General features: G+C 71.6%; 19 protein-coding genes and 1 pseudogene. 17 read left to right on the forward strand and 3 right to left on the reverse strand.

What is annotated here, in order from left to right:
• The first annotated feature begins 8 nt into the window (after nt 1–8).
• The 10 genes from ASG30_RS07645 (at nt 9) to ASG30_RS07690 (ending at nt 8,155) form a co-directional block, all read left to right on the forward strand.
• Nucleotides 9–503 carry a hypothetical protein gene (locus ASG30_RS07645; protein WP_055894562.1) on the forward strand — a complete coding sequence of 165 codons (495 nt, stop codon included), beginning with the start codon at nt 9–11 and terminating at the stop codon, nt 501–503.
• Nucleotides 503–1,471 (forward strand): methionyl-tRNA formyltransferase, encoded by a 969-nt coding sequence (fmt, locus tag ASG30_RS07650; protein ID WP_055894564.1) that lies wholly within the window; start codon nt 503–505, stop codon nt 1,469–1,471. The genes ASG30_RS07645 and fmt overlap by 1 nt, the downstream gene beginning before the upstream one ends.
• Complete coding sequence (locus ASG30_RS07655; RefSeq protein WP_055894566.1) at nt 1,471–2,214, forward strand: AzlC family ABC transporter permease; 744 nt, start codon at nt 1,471–1,473, stop codon at nt 2,212–2,214. Before fmt ends, ASG30_RS07655 begins: the two co-directional genes overlap by 1 nt.
• The gene (locus ASG30_RS07660; protein ID WP_055894567.1) at nt 2,211–2,537 is read left to right on the forward strand and encodes an AzlD domain-containing protein; all 327 of its coding nucleotides are present in this window, start codon (nt 2,211–2,213) and stop codon (nt 2,535–2,537) included. The genes ASG30_RS07655 and ASG30_RS07660 overlap by 4 nt, the downstream gene beginning before the upstream one ends.
• An 83-nt stretch (nt 2,538–2,620) precedes the next feature.
• Nucleotides 2,621–3,814 carry a phosphoglycerate kinase gene (locus ASG30_RS07665; protein ID WP_055894569.1) on the forward strand — a complete coding sequence of 398 codons (1,194 nt, stop codon included), beginning with the start codon at nt 2,621–2,623 and terminating at the stop codon, nt 3,812–3,814.
• 75 nt (nt 3,815–3,889) lie between these two features.
• Complete coding sequence (pyk, locus tag ASG30_RS07670) at nt 3,890–5,323, forward strand: pyruvate kinase (protein ID WP_055894571.1); 1,434 nt, start codon at nt 3,890–3,892, stop codon at nt 5,321–5,323.
• 138 nt (nt 5,324–5,461) lie between these two features.
• Nucleotides 5,462–6,526 carry a class II fructose-bisphosphate aldolase gene (fba, locus tag ASG30_RS07675; RefSeq protein ID WP_055894572.1) on the forward strand — a complete coding sequence of 355 codons (1,065 nt, stop codon included), beginning with the start codon at nt 5,462–5,464 and terminating at the stop codon, nt 6,524–6,526.
• 73 nt (nt 6,527–6,599) lie between these two features.
• A complete protein-coding gene (locus ASG30_RS07680; RefSeq protein ID WP_055894574.1) occupies nt 6,600–7,508 on the forward strand; it encodes a phosphoribosylaminoimidazolesuccinocarboxamide synthase in 909 nt (302 codons plus the stop codon).
• Between the two features lie 66 nt (nt 7,509–7,574).
• Nucleotides 7,575–7,856: a CopG family ribbon-helix-helix protein gene (locus tag ASG30_RS07685; RefSeq protein WP_055894576.1), complete on the forward strand. Its 282-nt coding sequence runs from the start codon at nt 7,575–7,577 to the stop codon at nt 7,854–7,856.
• Nucleotides 7,853–8,155 (forward strand): type II toxin-antitoxin system RelE/ParE family toxin, encoded by a 303-nt coding sequence (locus tag ASG30_RS07690; protein ID WP_055894578.1) that lies wholly within the window; start codon nt 7,853–7,855, stop codon nt 8,153–8,155. The genes ASG30_RS07685 and ASG30_RS07690 overlap by 4 nt, the downstream gene beginning before the upstream one ends.
• Nucleotides 8,156–8,178: 23 nt before the next feature.
• On the opposite strand, the gene trxA is transcribed toward ASG30_RS07690, so the two are convergent.
• The gene (trxA, locus tag ASG30_RS07695; RefSeq protein WP_055894580.1) at nt 8,179–9,081 is read right to left on the reverse strand and encodes a thioredoxin; all 903 of its coding nucleotides are present in this window, start codon (nt 9,079–9,081) and stop codon (nt 8,179–8,181) included.
• A 45-nt stretch (nt 9,082–9,126) separates the two neighbouring features.
• Between trxA and purE the strand changes: the two genes are divergently transcribed.
• From purE to ASG30_RS07715, 4 genes are read left to right on the forward strand one after another with little or no spacing between them, the layout of a single operon-like run.
• Nucleotides 9,127–9,621 carry a 5-(carboxyamino)imidazole ribonucleotide mutase gene (purE, locus tag ASG30_RS07700; protein WP_055894581.1) on the forward strand — a complete coding sequence of 165 codons (495 nt, stop codon included), beginning with the start codon at nt 9,127–9,129 and terminating at the stop codon, nt 9,619–9,621.
• Nucleotides 9,618–10,787, forward strand: a complete 1,170-nt coding sequence (locus ASG30_RS07705) for a 5-(carboxyamino)imidazole ribonucleotide synthase (RefSeq protein ID WP_055894582.1) — start codon at nt 9,618–9,620, stop codon at nt 10,785–10,787. Before purE ends, ASG30_RS07705 begins: the two co-directional genes overlap by 4 nt.
• A 4-nt stretch (nt 10,788–10,791) precedes the next feature.
• Entirely contained in the window at nt 10,792–11,787 is a 996-nt protein-coding gene (locus tag ASG30_RS07710) for an L-threonylcarbamoyladenylate synthase (RefSeq protein WP_055894584.1), read from the forward strand.
• Between the two features lie 45 nt (nt 11,788–11,832).
• The gene (locus tag ASG30_RS07715) at nt 11,833–12,783 is read left to right on the forward strand and encodes an SGNH/GDSL hydrolase family protein (protein WP_055894585.1); all 951 of its coding nucleotides are present in this window, start codon (nt 11,833–11,835) and stop codon (nt 12,781–12,783) included.
• Between the two features lie 19 nt (nt 12,784–12,802).
• Here ASG30_RS07715 and dacB read toward each other — a convergent pair whose 3' ends face one another.
• Nucleotides 12,803–14,191, reverse strand: a complete 1,389-nt coding sequence (gene dacB, locus ASG30_RS07720) for a D-alanyl-D-alanine carboxypeptidase/D-alanyl-D-alanine endopeptidase (protein WP_055894587.1) — start codon at nt 14,189–14,191, stop codon at nt 12,803–12,805.
• A gap of 69 nt (nt 14,192–14,260) precedes the next feature.
• On the opposite strand from dacB, the gene tsaB reads away from it, so the two are divergent.
• The 3 genes and pseudogenes from tsaB to ASG30_RS07735 all read left to right on the forward strand — a co-directional run.
• Nucleotides 14,261–14,980, forward strand: a complete 720-nt coding sequence (gene tsaB, locus ASG30_RS07725; protein ID WP_055894830.1) for a tRNA (adenosine(37)-N6)-threonylcarbamoyltransferase complex dimerization subunit type 1 TsaB — start codon at nt 14,261–14,263, stop codon at nt 14,978–14,980.
• The gene (gene rimI, locus ASG30_RS07730; protein ID WP_055894589.1) at nt 14,977–15,444 is read left to right on the forward strand and encodes a ribosomal protein S18-alanine N-acetyltransferase; all 468 of its coding nucleotides are present in this window, start codon (nt 14,977–14,979) and stop codon (nt 15,442–15,444) included. The genes tsaB and rimI overlap by 4 nt, the downstream gene beginning before the upstream one ends.
• Nucleotides 15,445–15,671: 227 nt before the next feature.
• Nucleotides 15,672–16,232: pseudogene (locus tag ASG30_RS07735) on the forward strand (uracil-DNA glycosylase); the annotation flags it as partial.
• Nucleotides 16,233–16,245: 13 nt separating this feature from the next.
• Here ASG30_RS07735 and ASG30_RS07740 read toward each other — a convergent pair.
• A complete protein-coding gene (locus ASG30_RS07740) occupies nt 16,246–17,220 on the reverse strand; it encodes a GlcNAc-transferase family protein (RefSeq protein ID WP_156385457.1) in 975 nt (324 codons plus the stop codon).
• Between the last annotated feature and the right edge of the window lie 124 nt (nt 17,221–17,344).

Genomic DNA, 17,344 nt, shown 5'->3' on the forward strand with positions numbered 1-17,344 from the left:
ACCACGCCATGCGCGGCCTGCTTGTCTCGATGTCGCTGGCAGCCCTGCTGGCCGGTTGCGCGGTCAACCCCTTCAATGCCTCGGCCCTGCAGCCCGGCGCCAGCCGCCAGGACGTGATCGGCCGGCTGGGCACGCCCACCCGTGTCGTGCCCATCACGGGCGGGGAGCGCCTGCAGTACTCGTACCAGCCCTTCGGCCGCGAGACCTGGATCGTGGACCTGGATGCGTCGGGCCGCGTGGTGCGCGCGGGCCAGGCGCTGAACACCCTGAACTTCAACCGCATCGAACCCGGCCGCTGGTCGCGGGACGACGTCGAGCGCGAGTTCGGCCCGCCGGCCCGCATCGAGGCCGTCACGAGCTGGGGCGGTCCCATCATGACCTACCGCTGGTGGGACGTGGACCGCAGCCCGATGTTCTATTGGGTCTACCTCGACCCGAGCGGCGTGGTGCGGCGTGCGCATCCGGGCATGGAGTTCGTGAACTCGCCCAACGTTCGCGACTGATGCGCGTCGCATTCGCCGGCACGCCCGACTTCGCCCGCGCCGCCCTGGAGCGGCTGCATGCCGCGGGTTTCGACATCCCGCTGGTGCTCACGCAACCGGACCGGCCCGCCCACCGCGGCATGAAGCTGCAGGCCTCGCCGGTCAAGCAGTTCGCGCAGGCGCAAGGCATCGCCGTCGCGCAGCCGCGCAGCCTGCGCATCGATGGCAAATATCCGGAGGAGGCGCAGGCCGCCCGCCAGGCGCTCGACGAGGCGCGGCCCGACGTGATGGTGGTGGCCGCATACGGCCTGATCCTGCCGCAGTGGACGCTAGCCCACCCCCGCCTGGGCTGCCTGAACATCCACGCTTCGCTGCTGCCCCGGTGGCGCGGCGCCGCGCCCATCCACCGCGCCATCGAGGCCGGCGATGCCGCCACCGGCGTGACCATCATGCAGATGGACGCCGGGCTGGACACCGGCGACATGCTGCTGGTCGAGCGGGTCGCCCTTCGCCCCGGAGACACCACCGGCACGCTTCATGACCGGCTGGCCGACCTCGGCGCGCGGCTGATCGTCGAGGCCCTCGAGATCGCGGCCTGCGGCGGCCTCACGCGCACGCCGCAGCCGGCCGAGGGCGTCACCTACGCCCAGAAGATCGACAAGGCCGAGGCCCAGGTGGACTGGTCGCAGCCCACCGCCGTGATCGAGCGGCGATTGCGCGCCTTCGATCCGTTCCCGGGCGCGTCCAGCCGTCTTGGCGACGAAACCCTCAAGCTGTGGCGCGGACAAGTGGTGGGCGAGCGCAGCGCGGCGCAGCCCCCCGGCACGGTGCTGGTCGCCGGCCCCGAGGGCATCGACGTGGCAACGGGCGACGGCGTGCTGCGCCTCACCGAGTTGCAACGCCCTGGCGGCAAGCGCCTGCCCGCCGCCGACTTCCTGCGCGGCGCCACGCTGGCGCCCGGCGCCCGTTTCGGAGCGGCACCGCCTTGATGTTCCTGGTGGGGGCGCTGCGACGGCACCGCGAATTCCGTGTCGGCATGCGGACCATGGCGCCCCAGGCGCCCGGCGTCGCGGCCTGGGGCCTGATGACGGGCGTGGCCATGGTGAAGTCCGGCCTGTCGACCGCCGAGTCCACCCTGATGGCGCTGCTGGTGTTCGCCGGCAGTTCGCAGCTCGCGTCGCTGCCGCTGATCATCGCCGGCGCCCCCGCGTGGGTGATTCTGGCCACGGGCTTCTGCGTCAACCTGCGCTTCGTGGTGTTCAGCCTGCACCTGCGGCCTTACCTGGTGCACCTGCCGCTGTGGCAGCGGCTGGCGCACGGCTACGTGACGGCCGACATGAGCTACGCCATCTTCACGAGCCGGTTCCCGGTGCCGGCCACCGACGCGGCCGGCCGGCAGGCGCAGGAGTCCTTCCTGGCCGGCAACTGCGCCGTCAACTGGAGCAGCTGGGTCGGCGCCAGCCTGCTGGGCATCGCGCTGGCCAACTTCATCCCCACGACCTGGGGCCTGGGCTTCGCCGGCATCCTGTGCCTGGTGGGCATCCTCTGTTCGCTGGCCACCACGCGGCTGCGCATCGTCTCGGCCGTGGTCGCGAGCGTCGCCGCCATCGCGGCGTATGCCCTGCCCCTCAAGCTCAACATCGTCGTCGCGATCGCGGTGGCCGTGCTGCTGTGCATGACGCTGGAACGCTTGCCGCCCAATCGCCCGCGCGGCCAGGAGGTGCTCGAGTGAGCGACCTCTGGACGCTGGCCGTGATCGTGGGCCTGGCGGCCGTCACGGTCGTGGCGCGCAGCTTCTTCTTCATCTCCAGCCGCCCCTGGGCGCTGCCGCGCTGGGCCGAGCGCGGCCTGCAGTACGCGCCCATCGCCGCGCTGGCCGCGGTCGTCGTGCCCGAGGTGGTGATGAGCCAGGGCCAGCTCATCCAGGGCTGGGACGCGCGCGTGTTCGGCGCGCTGGCCGGCGGCGCGGTCTTCTTCTGGCGCCGCAGCGTGCTGGCCACGATCGCCGCGGGAATGGCCGTGTACCTGCCTCTGCACCTGGGCCTGGGCTGGTAGCGCCAACGGGCCACAGCGGCCGCCGCACGGTGCCCCGCTGCCTACAATCGCCGGTCCTCTTTACAGCGAACCTCCGCGATCCCATGAACGTCCTGCGCTTTTCCGATCTGTGTGCCTCGGGCCAGGTGGCCGGCCGCCGCGTCTTCATCCGCGCCGACCTCAACGTGCCGCAGGACGACCAGGGACGCATCACCGAGGACACGCGCGTGCGCGCCTCCGTGCCCTGCATCCGCATGGCGCTGGACGCCGGCGCGGCGGTCATGGTCACCTCGCACCTGGGCCGGCCCACCGAAGGCCAGTTCAAGCCCGAGGACTCGCTCGCCCCGGTGGCCGAGCGCCTGTCGCAGCTGCTCGGCCGGCCGGTGCCGCTGAAGGCCGGCTGGGTCGACGGGGTGGACGTCAAGCCCGGCGACGTCGTGCTGCTGGAGAACTGCCGCGTCAACAAGGGCGAGAAGAAGAACGACCCGGCGCTGGCCCAGAAGATGGCCGCGCTGTGCGACGTGTTCGTGCACGACGCCTTCGGCACCGCGCACCGCGCCGAAGCCTCCACCTACGGCATCGCCCAGTACGCCAAGGTGGCCTGCGCCGGCCCCCTGCTGGCGGCCGAGATCGACGCCATCACGCGCGCGCTGGCCCAGCCCCGGCGCCCGCTGGCCGCCATCGTGGCGGGCTCCAAGGTGTCGACCAAGCTCACCATCCTGAAGTCGCTGTCGAAGAACGTCGATCAGCTGATCGTCGGCGGCGGCATCGCCAACACCTTCATGCTGGCCGCGGGCCTCCCGATCGGCAAGTCGCTGGCCGAGCCCGACCTGGTGGGCGAAGCCCGCGCGGTGCTGGAGGCGATGAAGGCGCGCGGCGCCGAGGTGCCGGTGCCCACCGACGTCGTCACCGCCAAGACCTTCGCCGCCGACGCGCCGGCCACGGTGAAGAACGCCGCGGACGTGGAAGCCGACGACCTGATCCTCGACATCGGCCCGCAGACCGCGCAGCGCCTGGCCGCGCAGCTGAAGGCCGCCGGCACCATCGTCTGGAACGGCCCGGTGGGCGTGTTCGAGTTCGACGCTTTCGCCAAGGGCACCGAGACCGTGGCGCGCGCCATCGCCGAGTCCTCCGCCTTCAGCATCGCCGGCGGCGGCGACACGCTGGCGGCGATCGCCAAGTACGGCATCGAGAAGGACATCGGCTACATCTCCACCGGCGGCGGCGCGTTCCTCGAGGTGCTGGAAGGCAAGACACTGCCGGCCTTCGAGATCCTGGCAAAGCGCGCGGCCGGCTGACGCCGTAACCGCCGTGTAACCGCGGCCGCGGCGGCATGTGAGAATGCCGCCCACCTTTCACCGCCAGGAACGCCCATGGCCCGTCGCGCCACCAAGATCGTCGCCACCCTCGGCCCCGCCTCCAGCGATCCCAAGCTGCTCGAACAGATGATCCGGGCCGGCGTCAACGTCGTGCGCCTGAACTTCAGCCACGGCAAGTCGCAGGACCACATCGACCGCGCCACGCTGGTGCGCGAGGCCGCGCAGCGCGCCGGCCGCGAGGTGGCCATCATGGCCGACCTGCAGGGACCCAAGATCCGCGTCGGCAAGTTCGCCGAAGGCAAGGTGCTCCTGGAGCCCGGCATGAAGTTCGTGCTCGATGCCTCGCGAACCGAGCTGGGCAACCTCGAAGGCGTGGGCCTGGACTACAAGGAGCTGCCGCGCGACGTGCGCGCCGGCGACACGCTGCTGCTCAACGACGGCCTGATCGTGATGACGGTCGACGAGGTCAGGGGCGAGCAGGTCCACACCACCGTCAAGCTGGGCGGCGAGCTGTCCAACAACAAGGGCATCAACAAGCAGGGCGGCGGGCTGTCGGCCCCGGCGCTGACGGCCAAGGACATGGAGGACATCCGCACCGCCATGAGCTTCCAGGCCGACTACGTGGCGGTGAGCTTCCCCAAGACCGCCACCGACATGGAGATGGCGCGCCAGTTGTGCAACGTGGCGGGCGCCGAGTACCGGCACAAGCCGGGCCTGATCGCCAAGATCGAGCGCGCCGAGGCCATCCCCAACCTCGAGTCCATCCTCAAGGCCAGCGACGGCGTCATGGTCGCGCGCGGCGACCTGGCGGTGGAAGTGGGCAACGCCGCGGTGCCCGCGCTGCAGAAACGCATGATCCGGATGGCCCGCGCCTGCGACAAGGTCGTGATCACCGCCACGCAGATGATGGAGTCCATGATCACGAATCCGGTGCCCACCCGCGCCGAGGTCAGCGACGTCGCCAACGCAGTGCTGGACGGCACCGACGCGGTGATGCTCAGCGCCGAGACCGCGGCCGGCAAGTACCCGCTGGAGACCATCATCGAGATGGCCAACATCTGCGCCGAGGCCGAGATGGCCGAGGACGTGAAGCTGGACGCCGACTTCAGCGGCATGGAGTTCTCGCGCATCGACCAGTCGATCGCCATGGGCGCGCTGTTCACCGCCCACCACCTGGGCTGCAAGGCGATCGTGGCGCTCACCGACTCGGGCTCCACCGCGCTCTGGATGAGCCGCCATCCGATCCACATCCCGATCTATGCGCTCACGCCCAAGCTGGTCACGCAGCGCAAGATGGCCCTGTACCGCAACGTGCGGCCGCTGCTGATGGACCAGAGCGCAGAGCGCGACACGGCCCTGGGCGATGCCGAGGCGCACCTCAAGAAGCGCGGCATCGTCGCTTCCGGCGACATCTACGCCATCACCTGTGGCGAACCGATGGGCGCGCCGGGCGGCACCAACATGCTCAAGATTTGCCGGGTGGCCTGAAAGGGCCAGTGCCGCGGCGCAGGCGCGACCTGGTCCCGGCCCCGGGGGCCAGGCCCAGCCGCTAGAATTTTCAGCAGTCGCCGCGCGAACGGTCTCGTTCGCGCGCGCCACAGCTTTACCCACTACAGGACTTCACCCATGCCCCTCGTTTCCATGCGCGAACTGCTGGACCATGCCGCCGAGAACGGCTATGGCATCCCGGCCTTCAACGTCAACAACCTGGAGCAGGTCCAGGCCGTCATGGAGGCCGCCAAGGAAACGTCGGCCCCGGTGATCCTCCAGGCCAGCGCCGGTGCCCGCAAGTACGCCGGCGAGCCCTTCGTCAAGCACCTGATCCAGGCCGCGCTCGAGGCCTACCCCGAGATCCCGCTGGTGATGCACCAGGACCACGGCCAGAGCCCCGACGTCTGTGCCGGTGCCATCAAGCTCGGCTTCTCCTCCGTGATGATGGACGGTTCGCTCGAGGCCGACGGCAAGACCATCGCCAGCTACGACTACAACGTGGACGTCACCCGCAAGGTGGTCGACCTGGCGCACAAGCTGGGCGTCACCGTCGAGGGTGAGCTGGGCTGCCTGGGCTCGCTGGAGACCATGAAGGGCGACAAGGAAGACGGCCACGGCACCGACGCGACGATGACGCGCGAGCAGCTGCTCACCGACCCGGAGCAGGCCGCCGACTTCGTCAAGAAGACGCAGCTGGACGCCCTGGCCATCGCCATCGGCACCAGCCACGGCGCCTACAAGTTCACCCGCAAGCCCACCGGCGACATCCTGGCGATCGACCGCATCAAGGAGATCCACCGCCGCATCCCCAACACCCACCTGGTGATGCACGGGTCCTCCTCGGTGCCGCAGGACCTGCTGGAGATCATCCGCCAGCACGGCGGCAAGATGAAGGAAACCTACGGCGTGCCGGTCGAGGAGATCCAGGAAGCCATCAAGCATGGCGTGCGCAAGATCAACATCGACACCGACATCCGCCTGGCGATGACGGGCGCGGTGCGCAAGTTCCTGGCCGAGAACCCCGAGAAGTTCGACATGCGCGAGTGGATGAAGCCCGCGCGCGAGGCCGCCAAGCAGATCTGCAAGCAACGCTACATCGAGTTCGGCTGCCAGGGCCAGGCGCCCAAGATCAAGGGCCACACCCTGCAGGTCGTGGCGAAGAAGTACGAGCAGGGCGAACTGGCGCAGACGGTGAACTGAGCCGACCGCCCCCGCTTGCGATAATCAGTGGCCCGCCTCGTCGCGGGCCATTTTCTTTTTCCCACCCGCCGCCATGACGACCGCCCTGCACACCTCCTCGCTGACCTCCCTGCCCCTCCTGGCGCGCGGCAAGGTGCGCGACAACTACGCCGTCGGCCATGACCGCATCCTGATGGTGGCCAGCGACCGCATCTCGGCCTTCGACGTGATCATGGGCGAGCCCATCCCCGGCAAGGGCGAACTGCTGACGCAGATGGCGATGTTCTGGTTCGGCCGGCTGGCCCACCTGTGCCCCAACCACCTCACCGGCGAGCTGCCCGAGAGCGTGGTCACCTCGGCCGAGGCGCAGCAGGTGCTCGGCCGCTCGATGCTGGTGCGGCGCCTCAAGCCCATCCCGGTGGAGGCGGTGGTGCGCGGCTACCTGGCCGGCAGCGGCTGGCAGGAATACCAGCAGTCGCAGTCGGTCTGCGGGGTCGCGCTGCCCGCCGGCCTGCGCAACGCCAGCAAGCTGCCGCAGCCGATCTACACGCCGGCCGCCAAGGCCGCCGCGGGCGAACACGACGAGAACATCACCTTCGAGCGAACGGTGGAGATCGCCGGCGCCGACGTCGCGGCCCAGATCCGCGACCTCAGCCTCGCGCTCTACCAGGAGGCCGCGAAGATCGCGCTGGCCAAGGGCCTGATCATCGCGGACACCAAGTTCGAGTTCGGCCTGGACGACCAGGGCCGGGTGGTGCTGATGGACGAGGTGCTCACGCCCGACTCCTCGCGCTACTGGCCGGTGGAGGGCTATGACGACGCGCTGCGCGAAGGCCGCAACCCGCCCAGCTACGACAAGCAGTTCCTGCGCGACTGGCTCGAGCAGGTGCGCCTGCACGGCAAGCCCTGGGACAAGACCCCCCCGGCGCCGCGGCTGCCGCAGGACGTGGTGGAGAAGACCGCGGCCAAGTACCGCGAGGCGCTGGAGCGGCTGACGGCCTGAGGGCCCCCGAGGCCCAGCTGCCGGGCGACAGGCTCTGTGCTACATTTGTGGGACACGGAGCATGTCATGAGCACAGCCACGATCCGGATCGACGACGACCTGCGCGAGCGCATCGCGCGCGTGGCCGCCGCCAATGAACAGACGCCGCACAGCTTCATGGTGCGGGCGCTGGCCGAAAAGGTGGATGAGGCGGAATGGACGCTGGCGCTGCGCGATGAAGCAGCCCAGCGCCATGCGGCCGTGCTGGCGGGCGAGCCGACCGTCGAATGGCACGACATGCGCGACTGGCTCAAGCGGCGCGTCGCGGAAGGTGCGCAGAAGAAGCGCGCCAAGCCTGCCGGCAAGTGACGCGCGTCGTTCTTTCCGCCGGCGTGCGGGACGACTTCGACCGGATCTTCGACTTCCTCTTCGAGCACGCTCCGGAGACCGCAGCGCAGCGGATCGAGTCCATCGTCAACGCCATCAACGTGCTCGAGTGGAGTCCCCACATCGGCCGGCCGGCTCCGCACGGCCAGCGCGAACTGATCATCTCGACGGGGGCCAGCGGTTTCCTGGCGCTGTACCACTACGACCCGATGACCGACACGGCGCTCGTGCTGGCTGTGCGCAGCCAGCGTGAACGGGGATACAAGCGGCCCGGGGCTTAGACCCGCGCCGCGTCAGGCGGGGTTCAGCTGAGAACCACGCTCGACAACCGCCGCCGGTAGGTCGCCACCGTCGGGTCGTCCGGCGGGATCTGTCCTTCGGCCACTTTCACCCGGGGCGGCTCGATGAGCTCGAGAATGGCGATGTAGAGCTTGCGCGCGGCGTCCTCGTTCCAGGCCTTGTCGCGCATCAGGATCTCCAGCAGTTCGTCCATCGCGTCGGTCCAGCGGCGCTGGGCTACCAGCAGGCGGGCGCGGGTGAAGCGGGCCTCGAAGTCTCGCTTGCCCGCGGCGATGCGCGCGTCCTGCGCGGCCAGCGCCTGGGCCGGATCGCCCTGCGTCGCGGCGAATTCCATCGCGTCGATCGCGCGCTGCAGGAGGTCCAGGCGACGCAGGCCCGCGGCGTTGGGGGCCAGGGGCGCGAAGGCGGTCTTGGCGTCCTGCACTCGGCCGGCCAGCAGCAATGCCTTCACGTATTCGGATCGGGCATCGTCGTCCGAAGGGTTGGTGGCCACGGCGTGCTGCAGCTTTTCCAGCTGGCTTTGCGCATCGGCGGGCGCCGCTTTCTCCTCGACGAACTCCTCGTCCGCCTGCGCTTCATCGGCGGGGGGCAGGTGCTTGTCCAGGAACTGGCGCAGCTGGCCCTCGGGCAGCGCGCCCATGAAGCCGTCGACCGGCTGGCCGTTCATCAGCAGGATGCAGGTGGGGATGCTGCGGATACCGAAGGCGGCCCCCAGCTGCTGCTCCTCGTCGGAGTTGATCTTCACCAGCTTGAAGCGGCCTTCGTAGTCGATCTCCAGCTTCTCGAGGATCGGGCCGATCGCCTTGCAGGGCCCGCACCAGGGCGCCCAGAAATCCACCAGCACGGGCTGGGTCATGGAAGCGGCGATCACTTCGCTTTCGAAGTTCTCTAGGGTGACGTCGATCATGGGTGGGACTCGCAAACCTTAAAATTCGACCTTTAGGAGCAGCTCATGCCCCCGGTCCAGGTCGGCGTGGTGATGGGGTCCAGCAGTGACTGGGACACCCTGCAGCACGCAGTGCAGATTCTCCAGGAATTCGGCATCGCCCATGAGGCGAAGGTCGTCTCCGCCCACCGCATGCCGGACGACATGTTCGCGTACGCGCAGCAGGCGGCTGGCCGGGGGCTCAAGGCCATCATCGCCGGCGCCGGCGGCGCGGCCCACCTGCCGGGCATGCTCGCGTCCAAGACCACGGTGCCGGTGCTGGGCGTGCCGGTGCCCAGCCGCCACCTGCAGGGCGTGGATTCGCTGCACAGCATCGTGCAGATGCCCAAGGGCATCCCCGTCGCCACCTTCGCCATCGGCGCCGCCGGCGCGGCCAACGCGGCGCTGTTCGCCGTGGCCATGCTGGCCGCCTCGGATGAGCGCCTGCGCACCCAGCTCGAAACCTTTCGTTCCCGCCAGACCGAAGCGGCCCGGGCCATGACGGTGCCCCCCGCGGCATGAGCGCTGTCCCCGTGAAACCGCTGCCCCCGGGCGCGACCCTGGGCGTGATGGGCGGCGGCCAGCTCGGCCGCATGTTCGTGCACGCCGCCCAGCAGCTGGGCTACCGCACCGCCGTGCTCGATGCGGACGAGGCCAGCCCCGCCGGCACCGTGAGCCACCACCACGTGCGCACCGGCTACCTCGACGAAGCCGGCCTGTCGCAATTGGCCGCCGTGGCCCAGGCCATCACCACCGAATTCGAGAACGTGCCGGCGGCCGCCCTCACCCGGCTCGCGCAGCACTGCCCGGTGGCCCCCGGCGCCGACGCCGTCGCCATCGCGCAAGACAGGGCGCTGGAGAAGGCGCACTTCACCCGCTGCGGCGTGCCCTGCGCGCCGCATGCCGTGATCGAGACGCCGCAGCAGCTGCAAGCTGTCGCCGACCACCTGCTGCCCGGCGTGCTGAAGACCGCGCGCCTGGGCTACGACGGCAAGGGCCAGGTCCGCATCGCCGACCGCGAAGCCCTCGCGCGTGCCTGGGACGAGTTGAAGCGCGTCCCCTGCGTGCTCGAGAAGCTGCTGCCGCTGGCGTCGGAATGTTCCGTGGTCGTGGCGCGCGGCGCCGACGGCGAGATGGTCCACCTGCCCGTGCAGCACAACCTGCACCGTGGCGGCATCCTGGCCGTCACCGAAGTCGTCGAGGGCCGCGTCCCCGAAGCCACCGCGAAGCAGGCCATCGAGGCGACGCGCGCGATCGCCCAGGGCCTGTCGTACGTGGGCGTGCTGTGCGTGGAGTTCTTCCTGCTGCAGGACGGCTCGCTGGTGGTCAACGAGATGGCGCCGCGCCCGCACAACAGCGGCCACTGGAGCCTGGATGGCGCCGACGTCTCGCAGTTCGACCTGCAGGTGCGCGCCATGGCGGGCCTGCCCCTGGTGGCGCCGCGGCAGCACAGCGCCGCCATCATGCTCAACCTGCTGGGCGACCTCTGGTTCGCGGGCGGACGCGAACAGGCGCCGCCCTGGCGCGAGGTGCTGGCGCTGCCGGGTGCGCACCTGCACCTGTACGGCAAGACCGAGGCGCGTCCCGGCCGCAAGATGGGCCACCTGACCCTGACCGCCGCGGACGCCGCCACCGTGCGCGCAACCGCCCTGCGCGCCTGCGCCCTGCTCGGCCTGGAACCGTTCTGACGCCATGATCCGCGACCCGCGCGAGCCCACCGCCCTGCAGGACGCGGTGCGCACCCTGCAGGCCGGCGGCCTGGTCGCCTTCCCCACCGAGACCGTGTACGGCCTCGGCGCCGACGCCGCCAGCGACGAGGCCGTGGCCGGCATCTTCGCGGCCAAGGGCCGTCCCGCCGACCACCCGCTCATCGTCCACGTGCCCGACCTGCCGGCCGCCACTCACTTCGTGGCGGAGATGCCGGCCTTCGCCCGCCGCCTGGCCGAGGCGTTCTGGCCCGGCCCGCTGACGCTGATCCTGCCCCGGCGGCCCGGCGTCGCCACGGCCGCCACCGGCGGGCAGGACTCCGTCGGCGTGCGCTGCCCCGGCCACCCTGTCGCGCACGCGCTGCTGGAGGCCTGCGCGCAGGCGTCGCCGCCGGTGCTCGGCCTGGCCGGGCCCAGCGCCAACAAGTTCGGCCGCGTCAGCCCCACGACGGCGGAACACGTGCGATCGGAATTCGGCGACGCGCTGCTGGTGCTCGATGGCGGCCCCTGCGAGGTGGGCATCGAATCCACCATCGTCGACTGCACCCGCGGCCAGCCGGTGCTGCTGCGCCCCGGCGTGTTGACCACGCAGCAGATCGAGGCCGCCTGCGGCGAACGGCTGGCGCGACCGCACGAGCTGGAACAGGATGCGCCGCGCGCCTCCGGCACGCTGGAATCGCACTATGCGCCGCGGGCCCGGGTGCGGTTGATGGATGCGGCCGCCCTGCAGTCGGCGCTCGACGTGCTGGGCGAGGACGCCGCCGGCATCGCCATCTGGTCGCGCGCCATCCTGCAGACGCGCTCGGGCCGCGTGCCGCGCCGGCGCATGCCGGACGATGCGCGCGAGGCCGCGCGGCTGCTGTTCGCGGTGCTGCGCGAGTTCGACGACCAGGGCGTGCGGCTGATCTGGGTGGAGACGCCGCCGGCCGAGGCCTCGTGGGACGGCGTGCGCGACCGGCTGCAGCGCGCGGCCGCCGGCTGAGCGCTCGCTACACTACCCGCCAAGCTTTCCGACGGAGATCCCCCCATGCCTTTCCAGCGCTTGCGCCGTGCGCTGCTCGCGGCCGCCTGTGCCTTCCCGATCGTGCTGGCCGCCTGCGGCGGCGGCGACATCGTGTCGGAGTTCCGGCCCGCGCGGCTGGTGGTGTTCGGCGACGCCTTCGCCGACGCCGGCCAGCGTGGCGTGCGCTACACCATCAACGACGGCACCTCGATCAACTGGACGCAGCAGCTGGCCGCCCGCTACGGCCTGGCGGTCGCGCCCACCAGCGCCGGCGGCACCTCGTTCGCGACGGGCAGCGCGCGCGTCACGGCCAAGCCGGACGCCGGCGGCAACGCCACCACGCCCACCATCACCGAACAGATCGGCACCTTCCTCGCGTCGGCCACGCCGGCCGACAGCGACCTGCTGGTGATCAACGGCGGCGTCGCCGACATCCTGGCGCAGATGGCCGCATTCACCACCGGCGGGCAGTCGCCGGAATCGACCACCGAGGCCGTGCGCCAGGCCGGCCGCGAGTTCGGCGCGCAGGTGCGCCGGCTGGTCGATGCGGGCGCCGAACGGGTGATCGTGGTCGGGCCCTACAACCTGGGCCGCTCGCCCTGGGCCCGCAACAACGGCCAGTCGGCCTTCGTGGAGCAGCTCGCCACCGCGTTCAACAACGCCCTGCTGATCTCCATCGCGGACCTGGGCGGCAACGTGCTGTACGTGGACGCGGCGCTGCACCTGAACCTGGTGACGGCTTCGGGCCCCGCCTTCGGCTTCTCCGACGTGATCAACCTCGCCTGCAATTCGGCCGACGCGGGCCCCGGCATCGGGGTCGGCGCCGGCCAGGTCAACTCCGCCCTCTGCACGGGCGGCACCCTCGCCACCAGCGTCCCCGGCACGACGCTGTTCGCCGACTCGGTGTACCTCACGCCGGCCGGCAACGTCTCCCTGGGCAACTACGCCTTCGACCGCGCGCGCGAGCGCTGGTGATCGGCGGCGCGGCGCGACCTCAACGCTCCTGCGCTGCCCACGCCAGCAGCGCCTCGACCGCCGGCCGCAGCGCGTGCGCATTGGCATGGTTGGCGATGGCCACCACCACCCAGCGACGCCCGCCCGCGCCGTGCACGTAGCCGGCCACGCCGTACACGTCGCGCAGGCTGCCGCTCTTGAGGTGGGCCGCGGCCGTGGGCCGCGCGCGGCGCATCGTGCCGTCGACACCGGCCGCCGGCAGCGAGGCCACCAGGTCCGGCATCAGCGGCGACGCCCAGGCGTACTGCAGCAGCCGTGCGAGCTGCGCCGCCGTGGTCCGCTCGTCGCGTGACAGCCCGGAGCCGTTGTCGAAGGTGGGCAGGTCCGGCCCGATCCGCTCGCGCCACCAGCCGCGCAGCAGCTCGCGCGAGGCCTCGCGGTTGCCCTGGCCGCGCAGCTGCAGGCTGAGCGTCAGGAAGACCTGCTGCGCCATCACGTTGTTGCTGAACTTGTTGATGTCGCGCACCACCTCGGCCAGCGGCGGCGAGACGTGCTCGAACAGCGGCACCATGCCGGCGGGCACGCGCCCTTCGCGCACCTGGCCGGCCAGCGTGCCGCCCATTTCCTGCCAGAGGCCGGCGATCGCCCGCGCCGCGTGGCTCGCCGGGTCGGCGAACGCGACTGCCCAGGTGCGCTCGCCGCAGGCCGCCGGGTAGCTGCCGTTCCAGCGGGGCCGCAACGGATCGCTGAAGTCGGGCCGCAGGGCGGTTCGCCAGTCGCCGCATTCGCCCGTCGACAGTGGCAGCTGCAGCGGCCACTCCACGCCCGCCAGCGGCGGATCGGCGGCCACGCGCGCCTGTCCCGCCGCGACCTGCGGCGTGAAGGTGAGCACCAGCGAGCGGAAGTTCAGCAGCAGCGCGTCGGGCGCCGCGTTGTAGGGCCGCAGCGGCTCGCCATCGAAGGCGGCCGGGTCGGTGCCCAGGGGCTCGAAGGCGCTGCGATCCAGCAGGATGTCGCCGGCGATCCGGTCGATGCCCATCGCGCGCAGCCGGCGCAGCAGCAGCCACAGGCGTTCGAGCACCAGCTTGGGATCGCCCTGGCCCTTGACGTAGAGGTTGCCCTGCAGCGTGCGGTCGATGATCGGCCCGTCCACATACACCGGCGTCGACCAGGTGTAGGCGGGCCCCAGCAGTTCGAGCGCGGCGAAGGTGGTCGCCAGCTTGGCGATCGAGGCCGGGTTCACCGCCTCCTGCGCGCGGTGGCTCAGCCGTGGCGGCACCGCGGGGTCGACGTCGGTGACCAGCAGGGTGACCGCGTCTCGCGGCAGGCGGGCGCGCGCCAGGGCCGCCTCGACCTCCGCCGGCAGGGGTTGCGCCGCCACGGCACCGCCGCAGTACACGAAGGCGGCCAGGAGCAGCAGTAAACGCATCGGTGGATTATCCCGGGCTCGATAATGGGCGGCTTCCCGCCTGCCACCTCCGCCTGCACCTCCTTCCCTGTGAACCTGCTCGCCTTCGACACCAGCACCGAGGCCATGAGCATCGCCGTCGCCCACGGCGATGCGCCCGTGCTCGAGCTGCGCGGCAAGGGCGGCGCCCAGGCATCGGCCACGCTCATCCCGCAGGCCATGGACCTGCTGGCCCAGGCCGGCCTCGCGCTGGCGGAGCTGGACGCGATCGTTTTCGGCGCCGGTCCCGGCTCCTTCACCGGCCTGCGCACCGCCTGTTCGGTGGCGCAGGGCCTGGCGCTGGGCGCGGGCGTGCCGGTGCTGCCGGTCGAAACCCTGATGGCGGTCGCCGAAGAAGCGCGCCGCCTGGTGGGCGCCACCGAGGTGCTGGCGCTGCTGGATGCGCGCATGGACGAGGTGTACGCGGCGCACTACCGGCACGACGGCGTGCTGTGGCGGCGGCAGGGCGAGATCGCGCTGGAGGCGCCCGAAGCGGTGCAGGTGCCGCCGGGCTGCTGGGTGGCGGGGAACGCCTTCGCCGCCTACCGCACGCGGCTGCCGATGGACAGCGCCCAGGCCGTCATCACCGTGCCGAGGGCGTCGGCCCTGCTGAGGCTGGCGCCGGCGCTGCTGGCGGCCGGCCAGGGGCGGGCGGCCGACCAGGCGCTGCCGCTCTACGTGCGCGACAAGGTCGCCCAGACCACCGCCGAACGCGACGCGATCCGCGCGGCGGCCACCGCGGCAGCCGCGCAGGACAGAATGACGCCATGAGCGCCGTCCTGGACACCCGCGAGGCGGGCTTCGAACCCATGACCGAGTCGCGCCTCGGCCAGGTGCTGCCGATCGAGCGCGGCGCCTACGAACACCCCTGGACGGCCGGCAACTTCGCCGACTCGCTGCGCGCCGGCTACGAGGCGCAGCTGCTGTGCGCGGGCGAAGACGTGCTGGGCTACTTCGTCGCCATGAAGGGCGTGGACGAGGTCCACCTGCTGAACCTCACCGTGGCGCAGCCCTGGCAGGGCCAGGGCTGGGGCCGGCTGATGCTGGACGCGCTGGCCACCTGGGCGCGCCGCCAGGGCGCGCAGTGGCTCTGGCTGGAAGTGCGCGTGGGCAACGTGCGGGCCCAGAAGGTCTACGAGAGCAGCGGCTTTCGCCGGGTCGGCCAGCGCAAGGCCTACTACCCGGCGGCCGGCGGCCTGCGAGAGGACGCCATCGTGATGAGCCTGAAGCTGTGACGCTGCACCTGGACCCGCGCCGCATCGCGATGCTGCAGGAGATGGGCCTGCGGCTGCTGCCGCCCATGGGGGCCGCGCCGGAGGTTGCCATCGCCGAACCCGAGGCCATCGAAGTCGCGGCCGTTGAAGTCGCGGCACGCGTTTCGACGGCGCCGGTGTCTTTCGCGCCCGCGGCAGTGCCCGTGGCCGCCCCGCGCACCCTGGGCGACCGCCCGACCGGCATCGAATCCCTCGGCTGGGACGACCTGGCCGCCGCCGTCGCCGGCTGCCGCGCCTGCGGCCTGTGCGAGTCGCGCCGCAACACCGTGTTCGGCGTCGGGCCGGCGCGGGCCGACTGGATGGTGATCGGCGAGGCGCCGGGCGAGAACGAGGACCAGCAGGGCGAGCCCTTCGTCGGCCAGGCCGGCAAGCTGCTGGACAACATGCTGCGCGCGGCGGGCCTGAACCGCCGCAGCAACGTCTACATCGCCAACGTGCTCAAGTGCCGCCCGCCGGGCAACCGCAACCCCGAGCCCCAGGAAGTCGCTCAATGTGAGCCCTTCCTCCGCCGGCAGGTGGCGCTGGTGCAGCCTCGCATCATCCTGGCCATGGGCCGGTTCGCGGTGCAGACACTGCTGCAGTCGCAGGAGCCGGTCGGCCGGCTGCGCGGCCGCGTGCACCAGTACCAGGGCGTGCCGGTGGTGGTGACCTACCACCCGGCCTACCTGCTGCGCAACCTCCAGGACAAGGCCAAGGCCTGGGCCGACCTGTGCCTGGCCATGGACGTCATGGAAGGCGCGGACGCCTGAGCGCCGCCGGCGGCTAGGGCGCCATCGGCCGGAAGGCCTGCGGACCCAGCGTCCGCCTCGCATAGTCGATCCCGCACCACTTCGCGTACTGCGCCAGCGTGCGCTCGCGCCCCAGGCCGTAGACGCCCAGCGGCTCGCCCGCCAGCAGCGCCCCCAGGCGCGCGCGCGAGCGCTGCTCCAGCTGCCACCAGGCCTGCGCGCGGCCGGCCTCGTGCGTCGCGTCCCAGTGCAGCGGGCGCGGCGGCACGCCGGAGTTGCCGTCGTTGTACAGGTGCCGGAGCGGCAGGCCGGGCACGTGGAAGATGTCCCAGCCGTGCGTGTACAGGCGCGCGGCCAGCGCCTGCTCCTCGCCGTGGAAGTACAGGGCCGGGTCGTACGGGAACTCCAGCGCGAAGCGGCCCGGCGCGAACAGGCAGCCGGCGCCCAGGTGGAAGCCGGGCAGCGGCCGGTCGGTCTCGACCGGCCGCGCCTCGAACCCCAGCACCGGGTGGTCGGGCGCGAAGGCCGATCCCGCCTTCACGACGTGCGCCAATACCTTGCCGGTCGCGGCCCGCACGACGGGCCGGCCGTCCTCGAACACGAAGGCGTTCGGATAGGCGGACAGCACCACGCCCTTGCGCCCGGGCGCGAGCGCGCGGGCCTGGGCGATCAGCCGCTCGTCCCACCCGGGCTCGAAGTCCATGTGCGAGTCCAGCTGCAGGAACCAGTCCTCGCCGTCGTACAGCGCCATGGCAAGCGCGCGCGCCCAGCAGGGGCCGCGGGAGAACACCGGGTCGATGCGCTGGTAGCTCACGCGCGCCGGCGCGAGCCCCTCCAGCGTCGAGGGCGCGGGCGGCTGCGGGCTCTGGTCGAGGATGCCGAAGTGCAGGTCCTGCGGCCGGCGGGCCGCCGCCCGGGCGCGGGCGAGGGTGAAGCCCAGGACCGGGTCGCAGTAGGCGGCGATGCTGATGAAGACGGACATGCGGGCACCGGTTCGGGCGCGTGACATTTGCCGCACCTTTGCCGCCGGTTAATCACCCGGGCGGCATCGGGCAAGGCCGTTTGTTGATGTACTCGTAACGATATGCTACTGTCAATCTCAACAGCAGAGGGGCGCGCCGCAAGGCCGCCCC

Origin of the sequence: Ramlibacter sp. Leaf400, from assembly GCF_001424545.1 — a bacterium.
GTDB lineage: Bacteria > Pseudomonadota > Gammaproteobacteria > Burkholderiales > Burkholderiaceae_C > Ramlibacter.

What these genes read in the sequence shown, in the direction of transcription:
- fba (WP_055894572.1), top strand. Translation starts at nt 5,462, where the DNA reads ATGCCCCTCGTTTCCATGCGCGAACTGCTGGACCATGCCGCCGAGAAC.
- rimI (WP_055894589.1), top strand. Translation starts at nt 14,977, where the DNA reads ATGAGCGCCGTCCTGGACACCCGCGAGGCGGGCTTCGAACCCATGACC.
- ASG30_RS07645 (WP_055894562.1), top strand. Translation starts at nt 9, where the DNA reads ATGCGCGGCCTGCTTGTCTCGATGTCGCTGGCAGCCCTGCTGGCCGGT.
- ASG30_RS07705 (WP_055894582.1), top strand. Translation starts at nt 9,618, where the DNA reads ATGAGCGCTGTCCCCGTGAAACCGCTGCCCCCGGGCGCGACCCTGGGC.
- ASG30_RS07715 (WP_055894585.1), top strand. Translation starts at nt 11,833, where the DNA reads ATGCCTTTCCAGCGCTTGCGCCGTGCGCTGCTCGCGGCCGCCTGTGCC.
- dacB (WP_055894587.1), bottom strand. Translation starts at nt 14,191, where the DNA reads ATGCGTTTACTGCTGCTCCTGGCCGCCTTCGTGTACTGCGGCGGTGCC.
- ASG30_RS07665 (WP_055894569.1), top strand. Translation starts at nt 2,621, where the DNA reads ATGAACGTCCTGCGCTTTTCCGATCTGTGTGCCTCGGGCCAGGTGGCC.
- ASG30_RS07680 (WP_055894574.1), top strand. Translation starts at nt 6,600, where the DNA reads ATGACGACCGCCCTGCACACCTCCTCGCTGACCTCCCTGCCCCTCCTG.
- ASG30_RS07710 (WP_055894584.1), top strand. Translation starts at nt 10,792, where the DNA reads ATGATCCGCGACCCGCGCGAGCCCACCGCCCTGCAGGACGCGGTGCGC.
- trxA (WP_055894580.1), bottom strand. Translation starts at nt 9,081, where the DNA reads ATGATCGACGTCACCCTAGAGAACTTCGAAAGCGAAGTGATCGCCGCT.
- ASG30_RS07740 (WP_156385457.1), bottom strand. Translation starts at nt 17,220, where the DNA reads ATGTCACGCGCCCGAACCGGTGCCCGCATGTCCGTCTTCATCAGCATC.
- ASG30_RS07685 (WP_055894576.1), top strand. Translation starts at nt 7,575, where the DNA reads ATGAGCACAGCCACGATCCGGATCGACGACGACCTGCGCGAGCGCATC.
- ASG30_RS07655 (WP_055894566.1), top strand. Translation starts at nt 1,471, where the DNA reads ATGTTCCTGGTGGGGGCGCTGCGACGGCACCGCGAATTCCGTGTCGGC.
- fmt (WP_055894564.1), top strand. Translation starts at nt 503, where the DNA reads ATGCGCGTCGCATTCGCCGGCACGCCCGACTTCGCCCGCGCCGCCCTG.
- pyk (WP_055894571.1), top strand. Translation starts at nt 3,890, where the DNA reads ATGGCCCGTCGCGCCACCAAGATCGTCGCCACCCTCGGCCCCGCCTCC.
- purE (WP_055894581.1), top strand. Translation starts at nt 9,127, where the DNA reads ATGCCCCCGGTCCAGGTCGGCGTGGTGATGGGGTCCAGCAGTGACTGG.